This window comes from Kitasatospora sp. NPDC058170 (assembly GCF_042883905.1).
GTDB lineage: Bacteria > Actinomycetota > Actinomycetes > Streptomycetales > Streptomycetaceae > Kitasatospora.
On record NZ_JBHVUV010000026.1, the window covers coordinates 90,527 to 106,186 of the forward strand.

The 15,660-nt window shown below is 74.9% G+C and carries 16 protein-coding genes; 5 read left to right on the plus strand and 11 right to left on the minus strand.

The features are described from left to right. Window positions 1-46 precede the first annotated feature (46 nt). Entirely contained in the window at window positions 47-787 is a 741-nt protein-coding gene (locus ACFVVX_RS27550; protein ID WP_387949320.1) for an SDR family NAD(P)-dependent oxidoreductase, read from the minus strand. A 289-nt stretch (window positions 788-1,076) separates the two neighbouring features. Then, on the minus strand, window positions 1,077-1,898 hold the full coding sequence (locus ACFVVX_RS27555; RefSeq protein ID WP_387949321.1) for a transglycosylase family protein: 822 nt from the start codon (window positions 1,896-1,898) through the stop codon (window positions 1,077-1,079). 219 nt (window positions 1,899-2,117) lie between these two features. Between ACFVVX_RS27555 and ACFVVX_RS27560 the strand changes: the two genes are divergently transcribed. Then, the gene (locus ACFVVX_RS27560) at window positions 2,118-2,312 is read left to right on the plus strand and encodes a hypothetical protein (RefSeq protein WP_387949322.1); all 195 of its coding nucleotides are present in this window, start codon (window positions 2,118-2,120) and stop codon (window positions 2,310-2,312) included. A gap of 111 nt (window positions 2,313-2,423) precedes the next feature. Here the strand turns inward: ACFVVX_RS27560 and ACFVVX_RS27565 are convergent, their stop codons facing one another. Beyond that, a complete protein-coding gene (locus ACFVVX_RS27565) occupies window positions 2,424-3,125 on the minus strand; it encodes a lysine transporter LysE (protein WP_387949323.1) in 702 nt (233 codons plus the stop codon). A 70-nt stretch (window positions 3,126-3,195) separates the two neighbouring features. On the opposite strand from ACFVVX_RS27565, the gene ACFVVX_RS27570 reads away from it, so the two are divergent. Next, window positions 3,196-3,627 carry an Lrp/AsnC family transcriptional regulator gene (locus ACFVVX_RS27570; protein WP_387949324.1) on the plus strand — a complete coding sequence of 144 codons (432 nt, stop codon included), beginning with the start codon at window positions 3,196-3,198 and terminating at the stop codon, window positions 3,625-3,627. A gap of 67 nt (window positions 3,628-3,694) precedes the next feature. Here ACFVVX_RS27570 and ACFVVX_RS27575 read toward each other — a convergent pair whose 3' ends face one another. The 3 genes from ACFVVX_RS27575 to ACFVVX_RS27585 all read right to left on the minus strand — a co-directional run bounded on the left by ACFVVX_RS27575 (window position 3,695) and on the right by ACFVVX_RS27585 (window position 8,830). After that, complete coding sequence (locus ACFVVX_RS27575; protein ID WP_387949326.1) at window positions 3,695-4,363, minus strand: response regulator; 669 nt, start codon at window positions 4,361-4,363, stop codon at window positions 3,695-3,697. Between the two features lie 65 nt (window positions 4,364-4,428). Then, entirely contained in the window at window positions 4,429-6,120 is a 1,692-nt protein-coding gene (locus ACFVVX_RS27580; protein ID WP_387949327.1) for a sensor histidine kinase, read from the minus strand. Between the two features lie 184 nt (window positions 6,121-6,304). After that, window positions 6,305-8,830 (minus strand): SpoIIE family protein phosphatase, encoded by a 2,526-nt coding sequence (locus ACFVVX_RS27585; protein ID WP_387949329.1) that lies wholly within the window; start codon window positions 8,828-8,830, stop codon window positions 6,305-6,307. 70 nt (window positions 8,831-8,900) lie between these two features. Here ACFVVX_RS27585 and ACFVVX_RS27590 point away from each other — a divergent pair, with 70 nt between their 5' ends. Next, on the plus strand, window positions 8,901-9,218 hold the full coding sequence (locus ACFVVX_RS27590) for a DUF4326 domain-containing protein (protein WP_387949383.1): 318 nt from the start codon (window positions 8,901-8,903) through the stop codon (window positions 9,216-9,218). A gap of 11 nt (window positions 9,219-9,229) precedes the next feature. On the opposite strand, the gene ACFVVX_RS27595 is transcribed toward ACFVVX_RS27590, so the two are convergent. Next, on the minus strand, window positions 9,230-9,796 hold the full coding sequence (locus ACFVVX_RS27595) for a Uma2 family endonuclease (RefSeq protein WP_387949330.1): 567 nt from the start codon (window positions 9,794-9,796) through the stop codon (window positions 9,230-9,232). Window positions 9,797-9,943: 147 nt separating this feature from the next. Between ACFVVX_RS27595 and ACFVVX_RS27600 the strand changes: the two genes are divergently transcribed. Both ACFVVX_RS27600 and ACFVVX_RS27605 read left to right on the plus strand, forming a co-directional pair. Next, window positions 9,944-11,269, plus strand: coding sequence for a PQQ-binding-like beta-propeller repeat protein (locus ACFVVX_RS27600; RefSeq protein WP_387949332.1), 1,326 nt, complete (start codon window positions 9,944-9,946; stop codon window positions 11,267-11,269). Window positions 11,270-11,348: 79 nt separating this feature from the next. Continuing rightward, on the plus strand, window positions 11,349-11,984 hold the full coding sequence (locus tag ACFVVX_RS27605; protein ID WP_387949334.1) for a uridine kinase: 636 nt from the start codon (window positions 11,349-11,351) through the stop codon (window positions 11,982-11,984). Here the strand turns inward: ACFVVX_RS27605 and ACFVVX_RS27610 are convergent. The 4 genes from ACFVVX_RS27610 to ACFVVX_RS27625 all read right to left on the minus strand — a co-directional run bounded on the left by ACFVVX_RS27610 (window position 11,932) and on the right by ACFVVX_RS27625 (window position 15,553). Then, window positions 11,932-12,789: a DNA-formamidopyrimidine glycosylase family protein gene (locus tag ACFVVX_RS27610; RefSeq protein ID WP_387949336.1), complete on the minus strand. Its 858-nt coding sequence runs from the start codon at window positions 12,787-12,789 to the stop codon at window positions 11,932-11,934. The two genes, ACFVVX_RS27605 and ACFVVX_RS27610, sit on opposite strands and share 53 nt — an antisense overlap. 142 nt (window positions 12,790-12,931) lie before the next feature. Beyond that, window positions 12,932-13,393: a universal stress protein gene (locus ACFVVX_RS27615; RefSeq protein WP_387949337.1), complete on the minus strand. Its 462-nt coding sequence runs from the start codon at window positions 13,391-13,393 to the stop codon at window positions 12,932-12,934. A 259-nt stretch (window positions 13,394-13,652) separates the two neighbouring features. Further along, the gene (locus tag ACFVVX_RS27620; protein ID WP_387949339.1) at window positions 13,653-14,663 is read right to left on the minus strand and encodes a zinc metalloprotease; all 1,011 of its coding nucleotides are present in this window, start codon (window positions 14,661-14,663) and stop codon (window positions 13,653-13,655) included. A gap of 260 nt (window positions 14,664-14,923) precedes the next feature. Continuing rightward, window positions 14,924-15,553 carry an AAA family ATPase gene (locus tag ACFVVX_RS27625; protein WP_387949341.1) on the minus strand — a complete coding sequence of 210 codons (630 nt, stop codon included), beginning with the start codon at window positions 15,551-15,553 and terminating at the stop codon, window positions 14,924-14,926. Window positions 15,554-15,660 lie beyond the last annotated feature (107 nt).

Genomic DNA, 15,660 nt, shown 5'->3' on the forward strand with positions numbered 1-15,660 from the left:
CCCGAGCCGGTCCGACGGCAACACCGCCGGACCGGCTACCGCCGGGTCAGGCCGCGACCCCGCCGTCCACCGCGATCTCCGCCCCCGTGATGTAGCGGCCGTCCTCGCCCGCGAGGTGGGCGACGGTGGCGGCGATGTCCGCACCCCGGCCGAAGGCGCCGAGGGCGGTCAGGTCCCGCTGGAACTCCGCGCCCGGACCGTCCGCCGGGTTCATCTCGGTGTCGATCGGGCCGGGGTGGATCACGTTGGCCGTGATCCCACGCGGGCCCAGCTCACGGGCCAGCCCCTTGGTGAGTCCGACCATCGCGGCCTTGCTGGCCCCGTAGAGCGTGACTCCGGGGAAGGCGATGCGCTGGGCCACGCAGCTGCCGATGGTGATGATCCGGCCGCCCTCGGCCAGATGGGCGGAGGCCGCCTGCGCGTACAGGAACGGCGCCCGGACGTTGACCTCCAGGACGCGGTCCACATCCTCCAGGCCGATCTCCCCGATCGGGCCGAGCACCCCGACGCCCGCGTTGTTGACCAGGATGTCGAGCCGCCCGAAGCGCTCGGCCACCGCCTCCACCACGGCCCGGACCTCCCGCGGGTCGGCGCTGTCCGCCCGCACGGCCCAACCGCGCCGGCCCATCCCCGTGATCTTGGCCGCAACCGCCTCGGCCCGCTCGGCACTCCCCAGGTAGGTCAGCGCCACGTCGGCACCCTCCTCGGCCAGCCGCAGCGCGACCGCCTCCCCGATACCCCGGCTGCCACCGGTCACCAGAGCCACCTTGCCATCGAGCCGTGCCATCGTCGAGATCGTCATAACAGCAGAACTCCCCGTCCTGATCGTCGTGTTCGTCATTCCCGTCGCGCCTGTCGCGCTCTCGGGCATGACTCGATCCTCGACTGTCACGGCTTCTCGGTCCGGCGGTATTCGGACGTCGCGTTCAATCTTCAACAATCACGCATCCGGCCGGCCGGGGCACCCCGACCCGCGACCGGCGCCCCGCGGCCCACGACCCGGCCGGCCCCGGCGACGCGCCGAGCGGCCGCCCCTGCGCAGGGGCGGCCGCTCGGGCGGACGAGGTGCTCGGGCGTCAGACGCTCAGGGTCTGACCCGGGAAGATGAGGTCCGGGTTGCCGCCGATCTCCTTGGCGTTCTTGGCGTGCAGGCTCGCGGTGTCGGTGCCGAACTTCGCCGCGATGTCGCTCAGGGTGTCGCCGCTCTTGACGGTGTAGCTGCCGCCGGACGTGTTCGTACCGGTGGCGGCGGGCTTGGAGGCCTTCGCGGAGGGCTTCGCGACGTCCTGCGACTTCGAGGACTGCGCCTTCGAGAACTGCGCGTTCGAGGACTGCGCCTTCGAGGACTGCGCGTTCTGCGCCTTCTGCAAGGTCCGGGTCTGGTCGCTCTGTACCGGCTTGGCCTGCGGGGTCTGCGCGGGCTTGGCCTGCTGCGGGGCCTTGGGCGCGGCGGCCTTGGCCGACGAGCCCGCGTCCGAGGTGTCGACGGCCGCCGGGGCGCCGCCCTTGGCCAGGCCCGCCTTCTGCGAGCAGACCGGCCAGGCGCCGGGGCCCTGCGAGGCGAGGACCTTCTCGGCGACCGAGATCTGCTGCGCCTTGGTCGCCTGGTTGGCCTGCGACGCGTACGCGGTCCCGCCGTACGCGGCCCAGGTGGACGGGGTGAACTGCAGTCCGCCGTAGAAGCCGTTGCCGGTGCTGATGCTCCAGTTCCCACCGCTCTCGCACTGGGCGACGGCATCCCAGGTGGAGGTGGACGCGGCGGAGGCCGAGGTGGCCGTGACGAGGCCGGCCACCGGCAGGGCCGCGACAGCGGCGCCCGCCACCACAGCCATCCTGACGCGGTTGCGCTTGGTGGCGGTGGAGGTGGTGGCAGCGGCGGTCTCGTTACGGAAAGTCATGAAAGTCCTCTCGACAAGCCCCGGGCGGGCATGCGGAACCAGACCCTCGAAGGGTCTTCGCGCTCACCTCACTCGACGGGCGGCCGAGCACGTGTCGGACGTGCCGTGCCGCCCCGGTCACCCTCGCTCGCCAACGGCCTGTTCGAGCCGGTCGCGTCGGCGGGCACGGCCCTCGCGCCGGGGGTCAGTCGGCGGGCTGTGCGTCGGGGGTGAACCCGGGTGGTGCTCGTTGCACCGCCAATGAAGCTACGGGCCCTCACCGGCGGCTTCAAGCAATTCTTGGACGCCGCTGGTCAGTTGACTGTTACCGGCGGTATCGATCAAGAAAACCTGTCCAGAATGACCACTTTTGACAGCATTTCCATGATCAAAGAGCACTTATTCGTGCTTGCGCTCACATCTATCCGCCTGTGAAGCCACCCACACCATCCACCCAGGGCAACACGAACTCCACCCAGCGTCACCGGAGTCGGCGGAGTTCCCGGTTCCGCGCGGCGGCCGCGTGGCGCCCGCCACAGTCGTCACTCACCGTGGCCACGCCATCCGCACGGCGTAGTACACGATCAGTCCGTATCCGGCGCAATACGTCAGCCTGCGCGCCCTGGGCGAGAGCCGTGCGCCCACCGACACCCCCACCGCCGCCAACAGTTGCTGCCACGTCAGCGAGGCCACCAGTACACCGAGGACGAACGCCGCGCCGCCCGCCCAGCCGGCCGGCCCGCCACCGCCCGTGACCAGGGCCGCGAAGTACAGCACCGTCGCCGGGTTCACCAGGGTCAACCCGGCGAACCGCAGAAAGCTCCCGGCGACCCCGCCCTCCCTCGCAGCCGTGCCGGCCCCACCCTCCCCCGCAGCCCCGGTGACCCCGCCCTCCCCCACAGCCCCGCCGACCCCTACGGCCCCCGCACCGCCCCCGCCGCCCGCGAACGCCACCGGCCGCCGCAGCCCCAGCAGCCCCCGGACCGCCACCACGCCCAGCACCACCGCCGAACCCGCCCGCGCCCACACCTCCCACCCCGCCAGTGCCTGCGCCAACCGCGCCCCGAACGCCGTCGCCAGCCCCGCGTACACCATGTCGACCAGGGCCACGGCGGACGCCGCGCTCGCCGCCGACCGCCACCCCCGCCGCCCCTCCTCCAGCAGCAGCACCCCGACCGCACCCAGCGGCACGGCCACGCCCAACCCCGCCAACACACCCGACGCCGTCGCCCCGACCAGAGATTCCATGCCCGTCACCGTGGCCGACCGGCGCGAAAACCACCGGCCGTTTTCCGGCCCCGACCGCGATAATCGCGGCATGGACGACCTCGACAGAGAGATCCTCGGCGAACTCCGGGCGGATGCGCGGATCTCCTACCGCGATCTCGGGGCCCGGGTGGGCCTGAGCGCCAACGCCGCCGCCGACCGGGTCCGGCGGCTGGTCCGCACCGGGGTGATCCGGGGCTTCACCGCCCTGGTCGACCCGGCCGCCGACGCGAGCCGCCCCGGCCTGACGGTGTTCATCGACGTCCGGCTGCGCCCGGAGACGGACAGCGACGCCTTCGAGGCGCTGGCCCTGCGGCTGCCCGGCGTCACCGAGGCCTCCCACGTCACCGGCGAGTACGACTACCTGCTGCGCGCCCGCGCCGCCGACGCCGCCGCACTCGACCAGCTGCTGCGCCGGCTCAAACACGAGGCGGGCGTCGCCGTGTCCAGCACCCGCCTCGCTCTGCGGACGACCACCCGCTGACCCCGGCACCGCACCCGGTCCGGCCCCGGCGCCACGCCCCGCCCCGCCCGCCCCCGAAGCCCCCCCCTCAGGCCCCCGCGTCCAGCCCCGCGTCCCGGGCCAGCAGAGCCGCCTGCACCCGGTTGTCGCACCCCAGCTTGGCCAGGATCCGGCTCACGTACGTCTTCACCGTCGCCTCGCTCATATGGATCCGGGTCCCCGCATCCGCGTTCGACAGCCCCTCCCCGAGCAGCGCCAGCACCTCCAGCTCACGCCCGGTCAGCACCTCCAGCCGCCGCCGGGCCGCCGCACCCCGGGCGGCGGCCGGGTCGGCCCGGGCGCCCGCCAGACTGTCCACGATGTGCCGGGTGGCGGCGGGCGACAGGAAGGCGTGCCCGGTGGCGGCCGCGCGCACGGCCTGGATCAGCTCGTTGGGCGCGGTGTCCTTCAGCAGGAACCCGGCACCGCCCTCGGTGACGGCGCGCAGCACGTTGTCCCGCTCCCCGAAGGTGGTGAGGATCAGCGCCCGTGCGCCGGGCGCGACCCGGGGCAGTTCACCGAGCGCGGTCAGCCCGTCCATGACCGGCATCTGGATGTCCAGCAACACCACGTCCACCCGGTGGGACCGGGCCAGCTCCAGGGCCTCCCGTCCGTCGGCGGCCTCGGCGACCACGTCGATGTCGTCGGCGGAGGACAGGATCATCCTGATCCCGGCCCGGATGAGCGGCTCGTCGTCGGCGACGAGGACTCGGATCACTACTGGTCACCCCTCGAACGGTGCTGCTGGCGGCCCTGCTGGCACCATCCTCACATCCCCGCCGCTCAGGACTCCGCCAGGAACTGCTTCTTCTCGACCAGCACACCGTCCTTGAAGCAGAACCGGATCACCTCGTCCCGGCCCCAGCGGTCCGTCGAGTCGCCGGCCAGGAACACCCGGCACCTGGCGTCCGGCGGCGGCGTGGGGCCGCTGTGCTCGTAGTCCCTGGTGAAGAAGCCGTTGCCGGCCGGGAGCCGGCGCTCCACCTCGTCCTCGGGATCGCCCTCCCGGACGGACTCGGACACCGACTTCTGCACGGTCGCCTCGTCGGCGGCCCGGAGGAACGACACCACGCCCCACACCAGCAGCCCGAGCATGGTGAGCAGCACCACCAGCACGCCGATCGCGCAGCCCATCGCCGGGCTGCGGCGGCGCTTCCCGGTGTCCAGGCCGCCGGTCGGCAGCAGGACGTCCAGCTCCCAGGGCTCCGCGCCCGCGCCCCCGTCGCCGCCGGAGGTCCCGTCCGCCGAGCCCTCGAAGGGCAGCACCGCGGCGATCCGGAACCCCGCCTCGGGAGTCGGCCCGGCGTGCACCATGCCGCCGACCAGCCGGGCCCGCTCGCGCAGCCCGGTCAGCCCCTGCCCGCCGCTGACCGCCACCAGGCCGCCGGCCCCGGCGCCGACCGGCTCGGGCGCCCGCGGATTGGCGACCTCCACCACCAGCGCGTCCGGCTCGTAGCGCAGCGCGACGCCGATCGGCGCGCCGGGGGCGTGCTTGTGCGCGTTGGTGAGCGCCTCCTGGACGATCCGGTACGCGGCGTGGCCGACGGCGGCGGCCAGCGGGCGGCGCTCGCCCTCCAGTCCGAAGGAGACCTCGGTGCCGGCCGCCCGCGAGGACTCCACCAGCTTCTCGATCTCCGCCACGCCGCCCGTCCGGGCGCCGCCCGCGGCCGGACCGGAGCCCGGCCCGCCCGGCGCGGCCGCCGGGGCGCTCGACTCGTCGTGCAGCACCCCGACCACCTCGCGCAGCTCGCGCATCGCGCTGACGGCGGCCAGCCGCAGCACCCCGACGGCCTCCCGCTGCCGGTCGCCCAGGGTCCGGTCGACCTCCAGGGCACCGGAGTGGACGGAGATCAGGGCGAGCTGGTGACCCAGGCTGTCGTGCATGTCCTGGGCGATCCGGTGCCGCTCACGCAGCCGCGCCTGGTGCGCGACCATCGCACGCTCGCGCAGCAGCTGCTCGTTGCGCTCGCGCATCGCGTCCAGCAGGGCCCGGCGCTGGGCCCGGTAGCGGCCCCAGAGCGCGGGCAGCACGGCGACGACCAGGAACCCGCCCAGCGAGAGCCCGAACAGGAGCTTCATCGGTGCCGAGCCGATCTCCCTGAGCACCCCGGTGGCCGTCATCAGCACGAACCCGCCGGTCAGTGAGCCGAGCAGGACGCCGACCCTGGTCACCCGGGCCCCGACCGACCAGCCCGCGAAGACCAGCAGCGGCAGCGGCCCGGCGGCCCAGCCGCCGAGGGCGGCGGCGAGCACCAGCACCGTCGCGGGCAGACCCCGCCGGAGCAGGAAGAGCGCGGCGACCACGGGGCCGATGAAGGGGCACAGGCCGGAGCTGTCGGCGCTCTCCAGCACTAGCGCGAGCCCGCCCAGCAGCAGCGCGCCGCCGACCTCGCGCACGGTCGTCCACCACGGCCGCCAGGGCCCGGGGAACGCCGTCCGTACCGCCCTCGACCAGGCCCTCGCTATCGCATCCACCGGGCGAGGGTAACGGCGCGGCAGGTCCGCCCGCCGCCACCCTTCGTCGCGACCGGCCCCGACGAAAGTCGCGCCGGCCGACCAGCAGACGCGCCGCCGGGGCGAGCGGCATACAGGCGGACAGGCAGACAGGCAGAGCGCCGGAGCACCGGGGCAGGCAGACACCCGGACGGCCCGCGCGCCCTCACCCGAAGGCGGTGAGCAGCAGCGCCACGTCGTCCACCCGGTGGGTGGAGCCGACCTCGCGCAGCAGCCGTTCGGCGAGCCGGTCCAGCGCCTCGTCGGCAGGGTCGCCCGCCCCGATGCCGTGCGCGAGCGCGGCGCACAGCCGGTCGACGCCCAGGTCGATGTCCACGGCCGGGTCCTCGACCAGCCCGTCCGTGTAGAGGGCGAGCACCGAGCCCTCGGCCAGCTGCAGCTCGCTGACCGGGTAGTCGGCCCGCTGGTCGACGCCGAGCAGCGGGCCGCCGGCCACGTACAGCGCCTCGGTGCGTCCGTCGGGGTGGCGCAGCACCGGCGGGAGGTGCCCGGCCCGGGCGATCCTGGCGGTGCCGTCGGCGGGGGTGAGCCGCACCAGGCAGCAGGAGGCGAGCAGCCCCGGGTCGAGGTCGAGCAGCAGCTGGTTGGTGCGGGCGAGCACCTCGTCCGGCCGGTTCCCGCTGGCGGCGAAGGCGCGCACCGCGCTGCGCAGCTGGCCCATGGTGGCGGCGGCGCCGACGCTGTGGCCCTCGACGTCGCCGATCACCAGGGTGAGGTGGCGGCCGGTGATGATGGCGTCGTACCAGTCGCCGCCGATCTCCATGCCCTGGGTGCCGGGCAGGTAGCGGGCGGCGATCCGGATGCCGTCCAGGTGCGGCAGCCGGTGCGGCAGCAGGGCCTGCTGGAGGCCGCGGGCGAGTGCGAACTCGGCGTCGTAGAGCCGGGCGCGCTCCAGCGCCTGGGCGATGAAACCGCCGAGGGCGGTGAGCAGGCCGCGGTCCTCGTGGGTGAACGGGTGGGCCTCGTCGAAGCCGATGATGCAGCTGCCGACGGGGTGGCCGGAGGCGATCAGCGGCAGGAAAGCCCAGGCGCGCATCTCGTCCAGGGCGATGCCGGGGTAGGCGGCGGCGAGCTGGTGGACGGACTCGAAGAAGATCGGCGTGCCGGTGCTGAGCGCCTCGGCGCCGGGGACGCGGGCGCCGATCGGGGTGCCCTCGAAGCGGTCGAGGAAGCCGTCGGGGTAGCCGGTCTGGGAGACCAGGTGGAGGCGCTTGTCGCGGACGGCGTAGATGGCGAGCTCCTGGCCGCCGAAGGCCGGCAGGATCTGGTCGGCGACGGCCCGGCAGACCTCCCGGACGGTGACGGCCTCGCTGAGCGCGCTGGCGAGCTGCAGCAGGTGGTACATCGCGCCGACGCTGGTCCGGGCGCCGGGCGGGGGTTCGGCCGGTGCCTCGACCGCGCCGGCGGGCGGTTCGGCGGCGACGACCCGGCCGGTGACGCCGTGCGCGTCGGGGTAGAGCGAGAACGCGAGCCAGCCGTCCGGCGGGCGGGCGGCGAGGAAGGCGGTGGGCTGCTGGGAGAGCATCGCGGCGCGGTAGCGGTTCTCGTAGACCGGGTCGGAGAGCCAGGGCAGCACGTCCCAGGGGTGGTGGCCGATCAGGTCCTCGCGGCGGGCGCGCAGCAGCAGCTCGACGCTGCGGTTGGCGTAGGTGATCCGGCCGTCCGGGTCGAGCGAGAAGACCCCGTCGCGCAGCCGTTCGACGGCGGCCGCGGCGGCGGTGCCGGTCCGGGTGTCGAGGACGGCGCCGACCAGGTGGGTGCGCCCGTCCGGTCCGCCGCCCTCGGGGACCCTGCCCCACAGCTCGACGGGGTACGGGTGCCCCTGCTGGTCGAGCACCCGGACCCGGGTGGCCAGCATCCGGCCCTCGTTGAGGGCGGCGCGGGAGGCGGCCCGGAACTCGGGCAGGTCGCCGGGGCTGATCCGGGTGGTCAGGGTGGCCGCCCGCCCGTCGAACTCGGCCGGGTCGAGGCCGAAGATCTCGCAGAACTGGTCGTCGGCGGAGAGCGCCCCGGTGGCGACGTTCCAGTCGAACAGTCCGACCCGGGTGGTGGGCTCGGTCGGCGGGGTCAGCTCCACCACGGCCGTGTCGCCGTTCGGCTCGACCAGGTGGCCGCCCTCCTCCAGGCCCGCCAGCCCCGCCGCGAGCCGGTTGGCCACCGTCCGCAGGTGGCGCCGCGCGCCCTCCGGTACGCCTTCGTCGGAGGCCGCCCAGAGCACGCTGATCACCCCGTAGGTCTCCTCGCCCGCCTTGACCGGCACACAGGCCGAGGCGAAGTCGTACGGCATGCCGACGGCGAGCTGCGGGAAGCGCCGCATGGTGTCCTCGGTGTCCGCCAGGGTGATCGTCCGCCCGCTGCGGTAGCTCACCGCCGCGGGCAGCGGTCCGGCCGCGGCGACCCGCCGGAACGCGCTGATGATCGACAGCGGCACGCCCGCGATGGTGCAGAGCACCAGCGACTTCCGGTCGCGCGACCGCAGGTAGATCATCCCGCCGTACGCATCGGTGACGGCGAGCGACTTCCGGACGGCGGTCGCGAGCAGCGCGTCCCGCTCGTGCGCCGCCCTCGCGGCGGCATCGTGCCCCCGGGGGCGGTTCGCGTCGGGTCGCGCCGCCCGGGCCCCGCCGGTCAGGTGCGGACCGTACCGGTCCGCCGGCACACCCTGGCGCATCCTCTCTTGCTACGCCCGGGTCAAGGGACTGTCAAGGCGAGTCCCCCCGGGTTGCGCCACCATGGACACCGTGCAGCCCACCACCGTGGTCAATCTCAAGGGTCATCGCGACGACCCCGGCTTCGCGGACGTCGTCTACGTCGGCCGCCCGATGCACCGCGGCGGCTGGCAGCTGGCCGGCTCCCCGCTGCACTGCCCCTTCCGCCCGGGCCCCGACCTCACCCGCGCGCAGATGCTCGTCCGCTACCGTGCTCACCTGCTCGCCCGTCCGGAGCTGCTGGCCCTCGTCCCGGCCCTGCGCGGCCGCCGCCTCGGCTGCTGGTGCGCCCCGCTCCCCTGCCACGCCGACGTCCTCGCCGACCTCGCCGACCACGGGCCCGGCGGCTGACGAGCCCGGCTTCAGAGCGTGCCGAGGTCGATCTCCACCGGGAACGGCACCGACGCCTTGAGCACGCCGCCGAACACCCCGCCGTCGCGGTAGGCCCGGCCCGCCGGATCGAGGACGTGGGTGTGGACGATCGGGACACCCGTGGCCGCCTGCTCGACCCGCCAGTAGAACGGGATGCCGGCGTTGGCGTACTGGTCCACCTTGACGACCCGGTCCGTGGTCTCCGAGCCGGGCGAGACCACCTCGACCACCAGCAGCACGTGCTCCGGCCTCGTCGGCGAGGTGTCGATGGTGTCAGCCCGGTAGACGACCACGTCCGGACGGCGGTTGTTGAGCGGTACGTCCTGGAGCCGGACGTCGAAGTCCGTGTCCGCGTTCCACTCCGTGCCACCGGCCCGGTCCAGGGCGTTCGCGAGGAGCCGTGCCAGGCGGTTGTGCCGCTTGGAGGCGCTGGGGCTCACGGCCACCATCCCGTCGACGATCTCGATGCCCGCGCACTGCTCCTCCGACCAGGAGTCGTACTGCTCGCTGGTGATCTGCCGGTGCATCCACGCGGGCGCGATCATCTCTGCTGCCACGGCGTACCTCCCCTGGGCCTGCTCGGCGGGACGTGCTCTCCGGGCCAAAGCCTACTGTCAGCGGCCGACAAGCCGTTCCAGCTGCTCGGATATCCTCCGTCGGACAGCGCAGCACACCGGCTGCCACCGGGGGAAGTGGGATCGAGCATGCAGTCGGCACCGTCCGAGCGTTCCGCAGAGCAGGCGTCCGAGGAGTCGGGCGCCGCCGGGTGGCAGTGGGACGGTGAGGAGGGTGGCGGCGGTGCCGAGGCCGGCGATGTCGTCTCCGGGGGCGGCGAGCCCGACGGGCCGTGGCTGAGCCGGCGGCGGCTGCTGACCGGGGCCGGGGTGCTGGCCGCGGGCGGCGCCGTCTGGGCGTTCACCCGGTCCGCCGGGGGCGGGTCGGCGCCGCAACCGCCCAAGCCGGCCCCGACCCGGCTCGCCGGGCCGGAGCCGCTCTGGACGTACCGGGGGCCCGAGGCGATGACGCCCGAGCGGCTGACCGACCGGCCCGGTCTGCCGGTCTTCCTCTCCCGCGGCGGGCTGCAGGTGCTCGATCCGGCCGCCGGCACCCGGCTGCGCACGCTGGCGTTCCCGGCGCCCGGCAAGGACTGGCCGAGCGACCTCGAACTGCCGGCCGCCCGGGTGGTGGTCGGCGCCAACCGGGTGTTCACCTCCTCGCGCGGCCACATCGACAGCCGTCATCTGACCGACTCCGCCGCCGACTGGAGCCTGCCGCTGCCCGAGCTGCTGGAGGGCACCGTCGACCTGTTCGGCTGCGACGGCAGCACCCTGTACGGGCGCAGCTGGGCCGCGCCGAGCACCGGCGACCGGATTCCCGCCACCCTGTTCGCCCTGCGGATCGAGGACCGGACCCTGCGCTGGTCCCGTCCGGCCGAGGACGTGGACGTTCCGCTCGCCACCTCCACCGACCGCCTCCCGGCCCGGGCCACGGAGAGCGGATCGACCCGGCTGGTCCTGCTGGACGCGGCCGACGGCCGCCGCGTGTGGGTGGTCCCGGCCGACGAGAACCTGCGCTGGGCGGCCACCGACAAGGAGCACGTCTACGTTCCCGACGGGCAGTTCGGCGTGCGGGCGCTGCGCCTGGCCGACGGCGCCGCGCGCTGGTCGGTCCTGCCCGGCCCGTCCGAGGAGTGGCGCTGCCTGCCGCCGGTGAGCGACGGCGCCCGGGTCTACGTGCCGCGCGACAACGGCCTGATCACCGCGCACGACGCGGCGACCGGCGCCCGGATCTGGTCCCACCGGGTCCCGTTCCGGCTGGACCGCCGCAGCCGCCCGCTGCTGGCCGGGCCGGCCCTGTACGTCCCCGGCCCGGCCGCCGCGGGGATCTGCGCCCTCGACGCCGGCAGTGGCGCCGAGCTCTGGACCTTCCGCGACTCCGGCCCCGGTGTCGACGTCTGGTCGCTCTCCGCCGACCCCGCGCGCCTCTACGCGGGCCACGACGACATCCTGCACGCCCTCCCGCTCGGCTGACCGCCCACCGGTGACGGCTGGCCGCGCAGCGCGGGCGCCCGGCGGATCCGGCGGCCCCGGCCTGAGGCAGGATGGGCCGATGCAGGTACGCCCGATCTCGCCCGAACGGCTGACCGAACTCCTCGCCGAACGCATCACCGCCCTGCCCGGCTCCGGGCAGCGGTGGCTGCGGGTCGCCGTGGACGGCGCCGCCGCCACCCGGCCCGAACTGCTCGCCGACGCCCTGGTCGAGCCGCTGCGGCTGCGCGGCCGACCGGCCCTGCGGGTCTCGGCGCGGGACTTCCTGCGGCCCGCCTCGGTCCGGCTGGAGTACGGCCGGCAGGACGCGGACGCCTTCCACGACCTCTGGCTGGACGACAACGCCCTGCTGCGCGAGGTGCTCGACCCGCTGGAGCCGGGCGGCAGCGGCAGCGTCCTGCCCTCGCTGCGCGATCCGGCGACGGACCGCTCGACCCGGGTGCCGCACGCGGTGCTGCCGCCCGGCGGTGTGCTGCTGCTGGACGGCGCACTGCTGCTCGGCCGGTGGCTGCCGCTGGAGCTGACCGTCCACCTGGCCCTCACCCCCGGCGCGCTGGCCCGCCGCACCCCGCCCGAGGAGCAGTGGACGCTGCCCGCCTTCGCCCGCTACGAGGCCGAGACCGCCCCCGCCGAGGCGGCCGACCTCACCGTCCGGGTGGACGACCCGCGCCACCCGGCCCTGGTCGAGCGCCGCTGACCGGCCGCGCCTCGGGCGCCGGGCCGCGCTGGCAGGACGGGCACCAGTACGCCACCCGGTCCTGCGGCGGCGCGCCGTGGCCCGCCGTCAGCACCGAGGTCCCGCACCGCTGGCAGGGCCGGCCCGCGCGCCCGTACACCCAGTGCCGGTGCCCGGGCCGGGTGTCGCCGGTGGTGACGTGCCCCGGGCGCAGCCGGTTGGCGTCGAGCAGCTGCCGGGCGCGGTCCACCAGCCGCTCCGGGCGCGGCAGTTCACCGACCGGGGTCCACGGGGTGAGGCCCGCGAGGAAGCACAGCTCGTTCGCGTAGATGTTGCCGATCCCGGCCAGGTTGCGCTGGTCGAGCAGGGCCTCGGCGAGCGGGCGGCCGGGGTGGGCGAGCAGGCGGTGCAGTGCCTCGGCCGGATCCCAGTCGGGCCCGAGCAGGTCGGGCCCGAGGTGGCCGACGACGCGCTGCTCGTCGGCGGTGCGCAGCAGTTCCACGACCGGCAGCCGGTAGCCGACGGCGGTGCTCCGCTCGGTGCCGAGGACGGCCCGGATCTGCCAGGCGGGCCCGCCGGCCCAGCGTTCGCCGGGGCGGTAGACCTCCCAGCGGCCGTCCATCCGCAGATGGGTGTGGAGGGTGAGGCCGCCTTCGAGGCGGGTCAGCAGGTGCTTGCCGCGCGGGGCGACCTCCAGGACCCGCCGTCCGGCGAGGTGGGCGGTGGCGTGGGCGGGCACCCGCAGGTCGGCGGTGGTCAGCAGTCGGCCGGCGAGGGCCTCGTGCAGTCGGGCCGCCACGCGGTGGACGGAGTCGCCTTCGGGCATGTCTCCATCCTGCCCCCGCTCGGCGGTCCGGCGCAGACCTTGGGCCGCGGCCCGGGCCCCCGAAAGGCCAGGGCCCCGCATTCCGGGCCCCGCGCTCCGGGGCGTCGCGCTCCGGGGCACCGCGCTCCGGCCCCGCCGCCGGTCACCCGTCGGCCGGCTCCTGCGTGTCCCGGACGACGACGACCGGGCAGGGGGCGTGCTCGGTGAGGTGCCGGCTGACGGAGCCGAGCAGCGCGCCGGAGAACCCGCCGAGGCCCCGGCTGCCGACCACGACCAGGGAGGCGCCCTGGGCGGCGTCCAGCAGGGCCCTCGCGGCGTTGCCGGGCAGCACGGCCTCGGTGATCTTGACGCCCGGGTCGTCCCCGACCACGCCCCGCACGGTGTCGGAGAGCGTCCGGCCGGCCAGTTCCTCCGGGTTGAAGCCCTCGGCCGGGGGCACGGTCAGCCCGGCCCAGCCGTAGAAGGCCGGGTACTCCCAGGCGGCGATCGCGTGGACCGTGCCGCCGGTCAGCCGCGCGTAGTCGACCGCCCAGCGCAGCGCCTGCGCCGAGGCCGGTGATCCGTCGACGCCGACGACGATCCGGGGGTTAGCGCTGTTGCCCATGCCGCTGCTCCTTGCCCTTGCACACCGGGTGCTCGCCGGGTGCACACCGAGTTCCGTCCTGACACCCCAAAGGTAGATCAAAACGGACATACGACCGGTAAATGCCGCGCTGGAGGGCCTGCTGGGCTTGCGAACCGTGTGCCGTGGCGCTCGGGGGCCTTCCGCCGCCGGCCGCCACGGCCCGGGTACCACTGGTTCTGACGGGTGCGCGGGCCCGATCGCCCGCGCACCCGTCAGGGCTTCGGTGCGGCCGGGACCGTCAGGCCCGGTAGGCGGCCCAGGAGTTGGCCATCCGGGCCACCTGGCCGGGGGTGAACTGCGTCATGCAGGAGTCGTAGGTGTAGTCCATGAAGTTGTGGATCGGGTCGATGCCGGTGGCGCTGCAGGTGTCGCGGCCGGTGGGGCACTGGTAGGCGGCGCTCTGCTCGGCGGGCGTGTCGGAGACGTAGTCCCCCTGGCCGCCGCAGCCGCCCTGGAAGGTGTGGTAGAGCCCCAGCCAGTGGCCGACCTCGTGGGTGACGGTGTCGCCCTCGTTGTAGTTGGTGGCCGAGCCTCCCGGGAAGGACGTGTCGAGGATGACCACGCCGTCGTCGCTCGGGTTCGACCGGTAGGAGCTCGGGAAGGTCGCCCAGCCGAGCAGCGACTGGCCGAGCTTGGCGGTGTAGAGGTTGAGGGCGTTGGCGCCGCCCTTGCGCAGCGAGCTCTTCATCGACCGCTCGGCCGAGGAGCCGGGGGTGATGCCGTTGTACCAGGACGAGTTGTCGGTGTAGTCGGTGCCGACCAGCTGGAACTGGAACTGGCTCGCGGTGTTGCCCGCGCCCTGGCCGCTGTACGCGGCGTTGAGGACGGCGATCTGCTTGCTGATGGTCGTGGCGCTGAGCTTGCCGGTCGCGCCGGCGTGGACGACGTGGACGTAGACCGGGATGGTCGTGGCGGCGGCCAGCGTGCCGGGGGCGACCAGCGCGCTGCCCTTGGACGACTGGCCGAGCTGGGCGACCTTGACCGCGAGGTCCGCCTCCATGGCCTTGGCCTGGGCCTCGGTGACGGCGTTGGGCTCCTGGCCGCCCGGGCTTCCGGCGGGCTTGCGGGCCGCGGCGTCCTGGCCCTCCCCGCCGACGCACTGGGTGGCGGCCGGGGCCTGGGCGTTGGTGGTGGAGGAGGAGAACGCCGAGGGGGCGGCGAACTGGCTGAGCCCGAGGGCTGCGACGAGGGCGGCGGCGCTGAGGAATCTGCTGGGGACACGCGAGGGGACGCGGGCAGAACGACGCATCTGCGCTCCTGAAGGGGAGTTGTGGGGGCGGCGACCGCAAGCAGCCGCCGAGCCGAGGGTACGCAGGGCTGCGTGTACGCGTCAGATCTGTTCCGGCCTGAAAATTCTGACGACAAATCGGACATAACCTGGAAGCACGTATGGTCGGCACCGGCCACAGGTGGAGCATTTACCGTGCCACCACATCACCGGGGCGCTCCCGGGCTGTCCGAAAGTTGACACTCCGTCCGTCCAGGCAGCCCCGCACCGACCCGCCGAGACTACGACGCGACGAAGACGATCTCCCGTAGGGCACGCGCAGCGGCCCGGTCGAGTACCACGGCCGACGCACACCCGGCCGGTGGCGTCCCCGTGCCCGCCAGCCGTCGGCGCAGCCGCCCGGCCGCCTCCCGGTGCCGGGCGAACGCGTACGCGGAGACCGCCTGTCCCCGGGTGTGCTGGCCCTCGCGGGCCTCCGCGGCGCTCGCCTCCAGCAGGACGAGGTGCACCCGCCGCCCCTGCCGCCCGGCCGCCCTGGTCAGCCAGAGCCGCACCCAGGGCAGCGCCGCGCAGTCGTGCACCGCGAGCGGGCCGCCGGCCAGCACCGCACGGCGCAGCCGGTGGTAGTGCGCGACCCGGACCAGCGGGCGGTAGACGAAGTACGGCAGCCACCCGGGCAGCCGGGCGGCGAACTCCTCCCGCACCTGCTGGGAGTCGACCAGCCGGGCGCGGATGCACCGGCGCATCAGGGTGCTCTTGCCACTGCCGGGCAGACCGGAGACGACCAGCAGGTCGTCGGCGGAGTAGTGCAGGGCGGCCGGCCCGCGCCCGTGCCGAACGTCGTGCAGGCCGCGGGGGCGCAGCACCGGCTCGGCCGGCCCGAGCGCGCCCCGGCACCCGGATCTGGGCACGGGCACCCGCCCCGGCGCCCCGGGCCGCTCGACGCCCGGCTGCTCGGCCCCGGCCCGTTCCACTCCCGACCGTTCCGCCCCGGACGACCTCGTCTCCACCACCGGCA

Bases quoted from the DNA above. Each gene is read 5' to 3' on its own strand.
- ACFVVX_RS27555 (WP_387949321.1), bottom strand. From the start codon at position 1,898: ATGACTTTCCGTAACGAGACCGCCGCTGCCACCACCTCCACCGCCACC.
- ACFVVX_RS27600 (WP_387949332.1), top strand. From the start codon at position 9,944: ATGCAGTCGGCACCGTCCGAGCGTTCCGCAGAGCAGGCGTCCGAGGAG.
- ACFVVX_RS27610 (WP_387949336.1), bottom strand. From the start codon at position 12,789: ATGCCCGAAGGCGACTCCGTCCACCGCGTGGCGGCCCGACTGCACGAG.
- ACFVVX_RS27550 (WP_387949320.1), bottom strand. From the start codon at position 787: ATGGCACGGCTCGATGGCAAGGTGGCTCTGGTGACCGGTGGCAGCCGG.
- ACFVVX_RS27620 (WP_387949339.1), bottom strand. From the start codon at position 14,663: ATGCGTCGTTCTGCCCGCGTCCCCTCGCGTGTCCCCAGCAGATTCCTC.
- ACFVVX_RS27570 (WP_387949324.1), top strand. From the start codon at position 3,196: ATGGACGACCTCGACAGAGAGATCCTCGGCGAACTCCGGGCGGATGCG.
- ACFVVX_RS27615 (WP_387949337.1), bottom strand. From the start codon at position 13,393: ATGGGCAACAGCGCTAACCCCCGGATCGTCGTCGGCGTCGACGGATCA.
- ACFVVX_RS27585 (WP_387949329.1), bottom strand. From the start codon at position 8,830: ATGCGCCAGGGTGTGCCGGCGGACCGGTACGGTCCGCACCTGACCGGC.
- ACFVVX_RS27565 (WP_387949323.1), bottom strand. From the start codon at position 3,125: ATGGAATCTCTGGTCGGGGCGACGGCGTCGGGTGTGTTGGCGGGGTTG.
- ACFVVX_RS27605 (WP_387949334.1), top strand. From the start codon at position 11,349: ATGCAGGTACGCCCGATCTCGCCCGAACGGCTGACCGAACTCCTCGCC.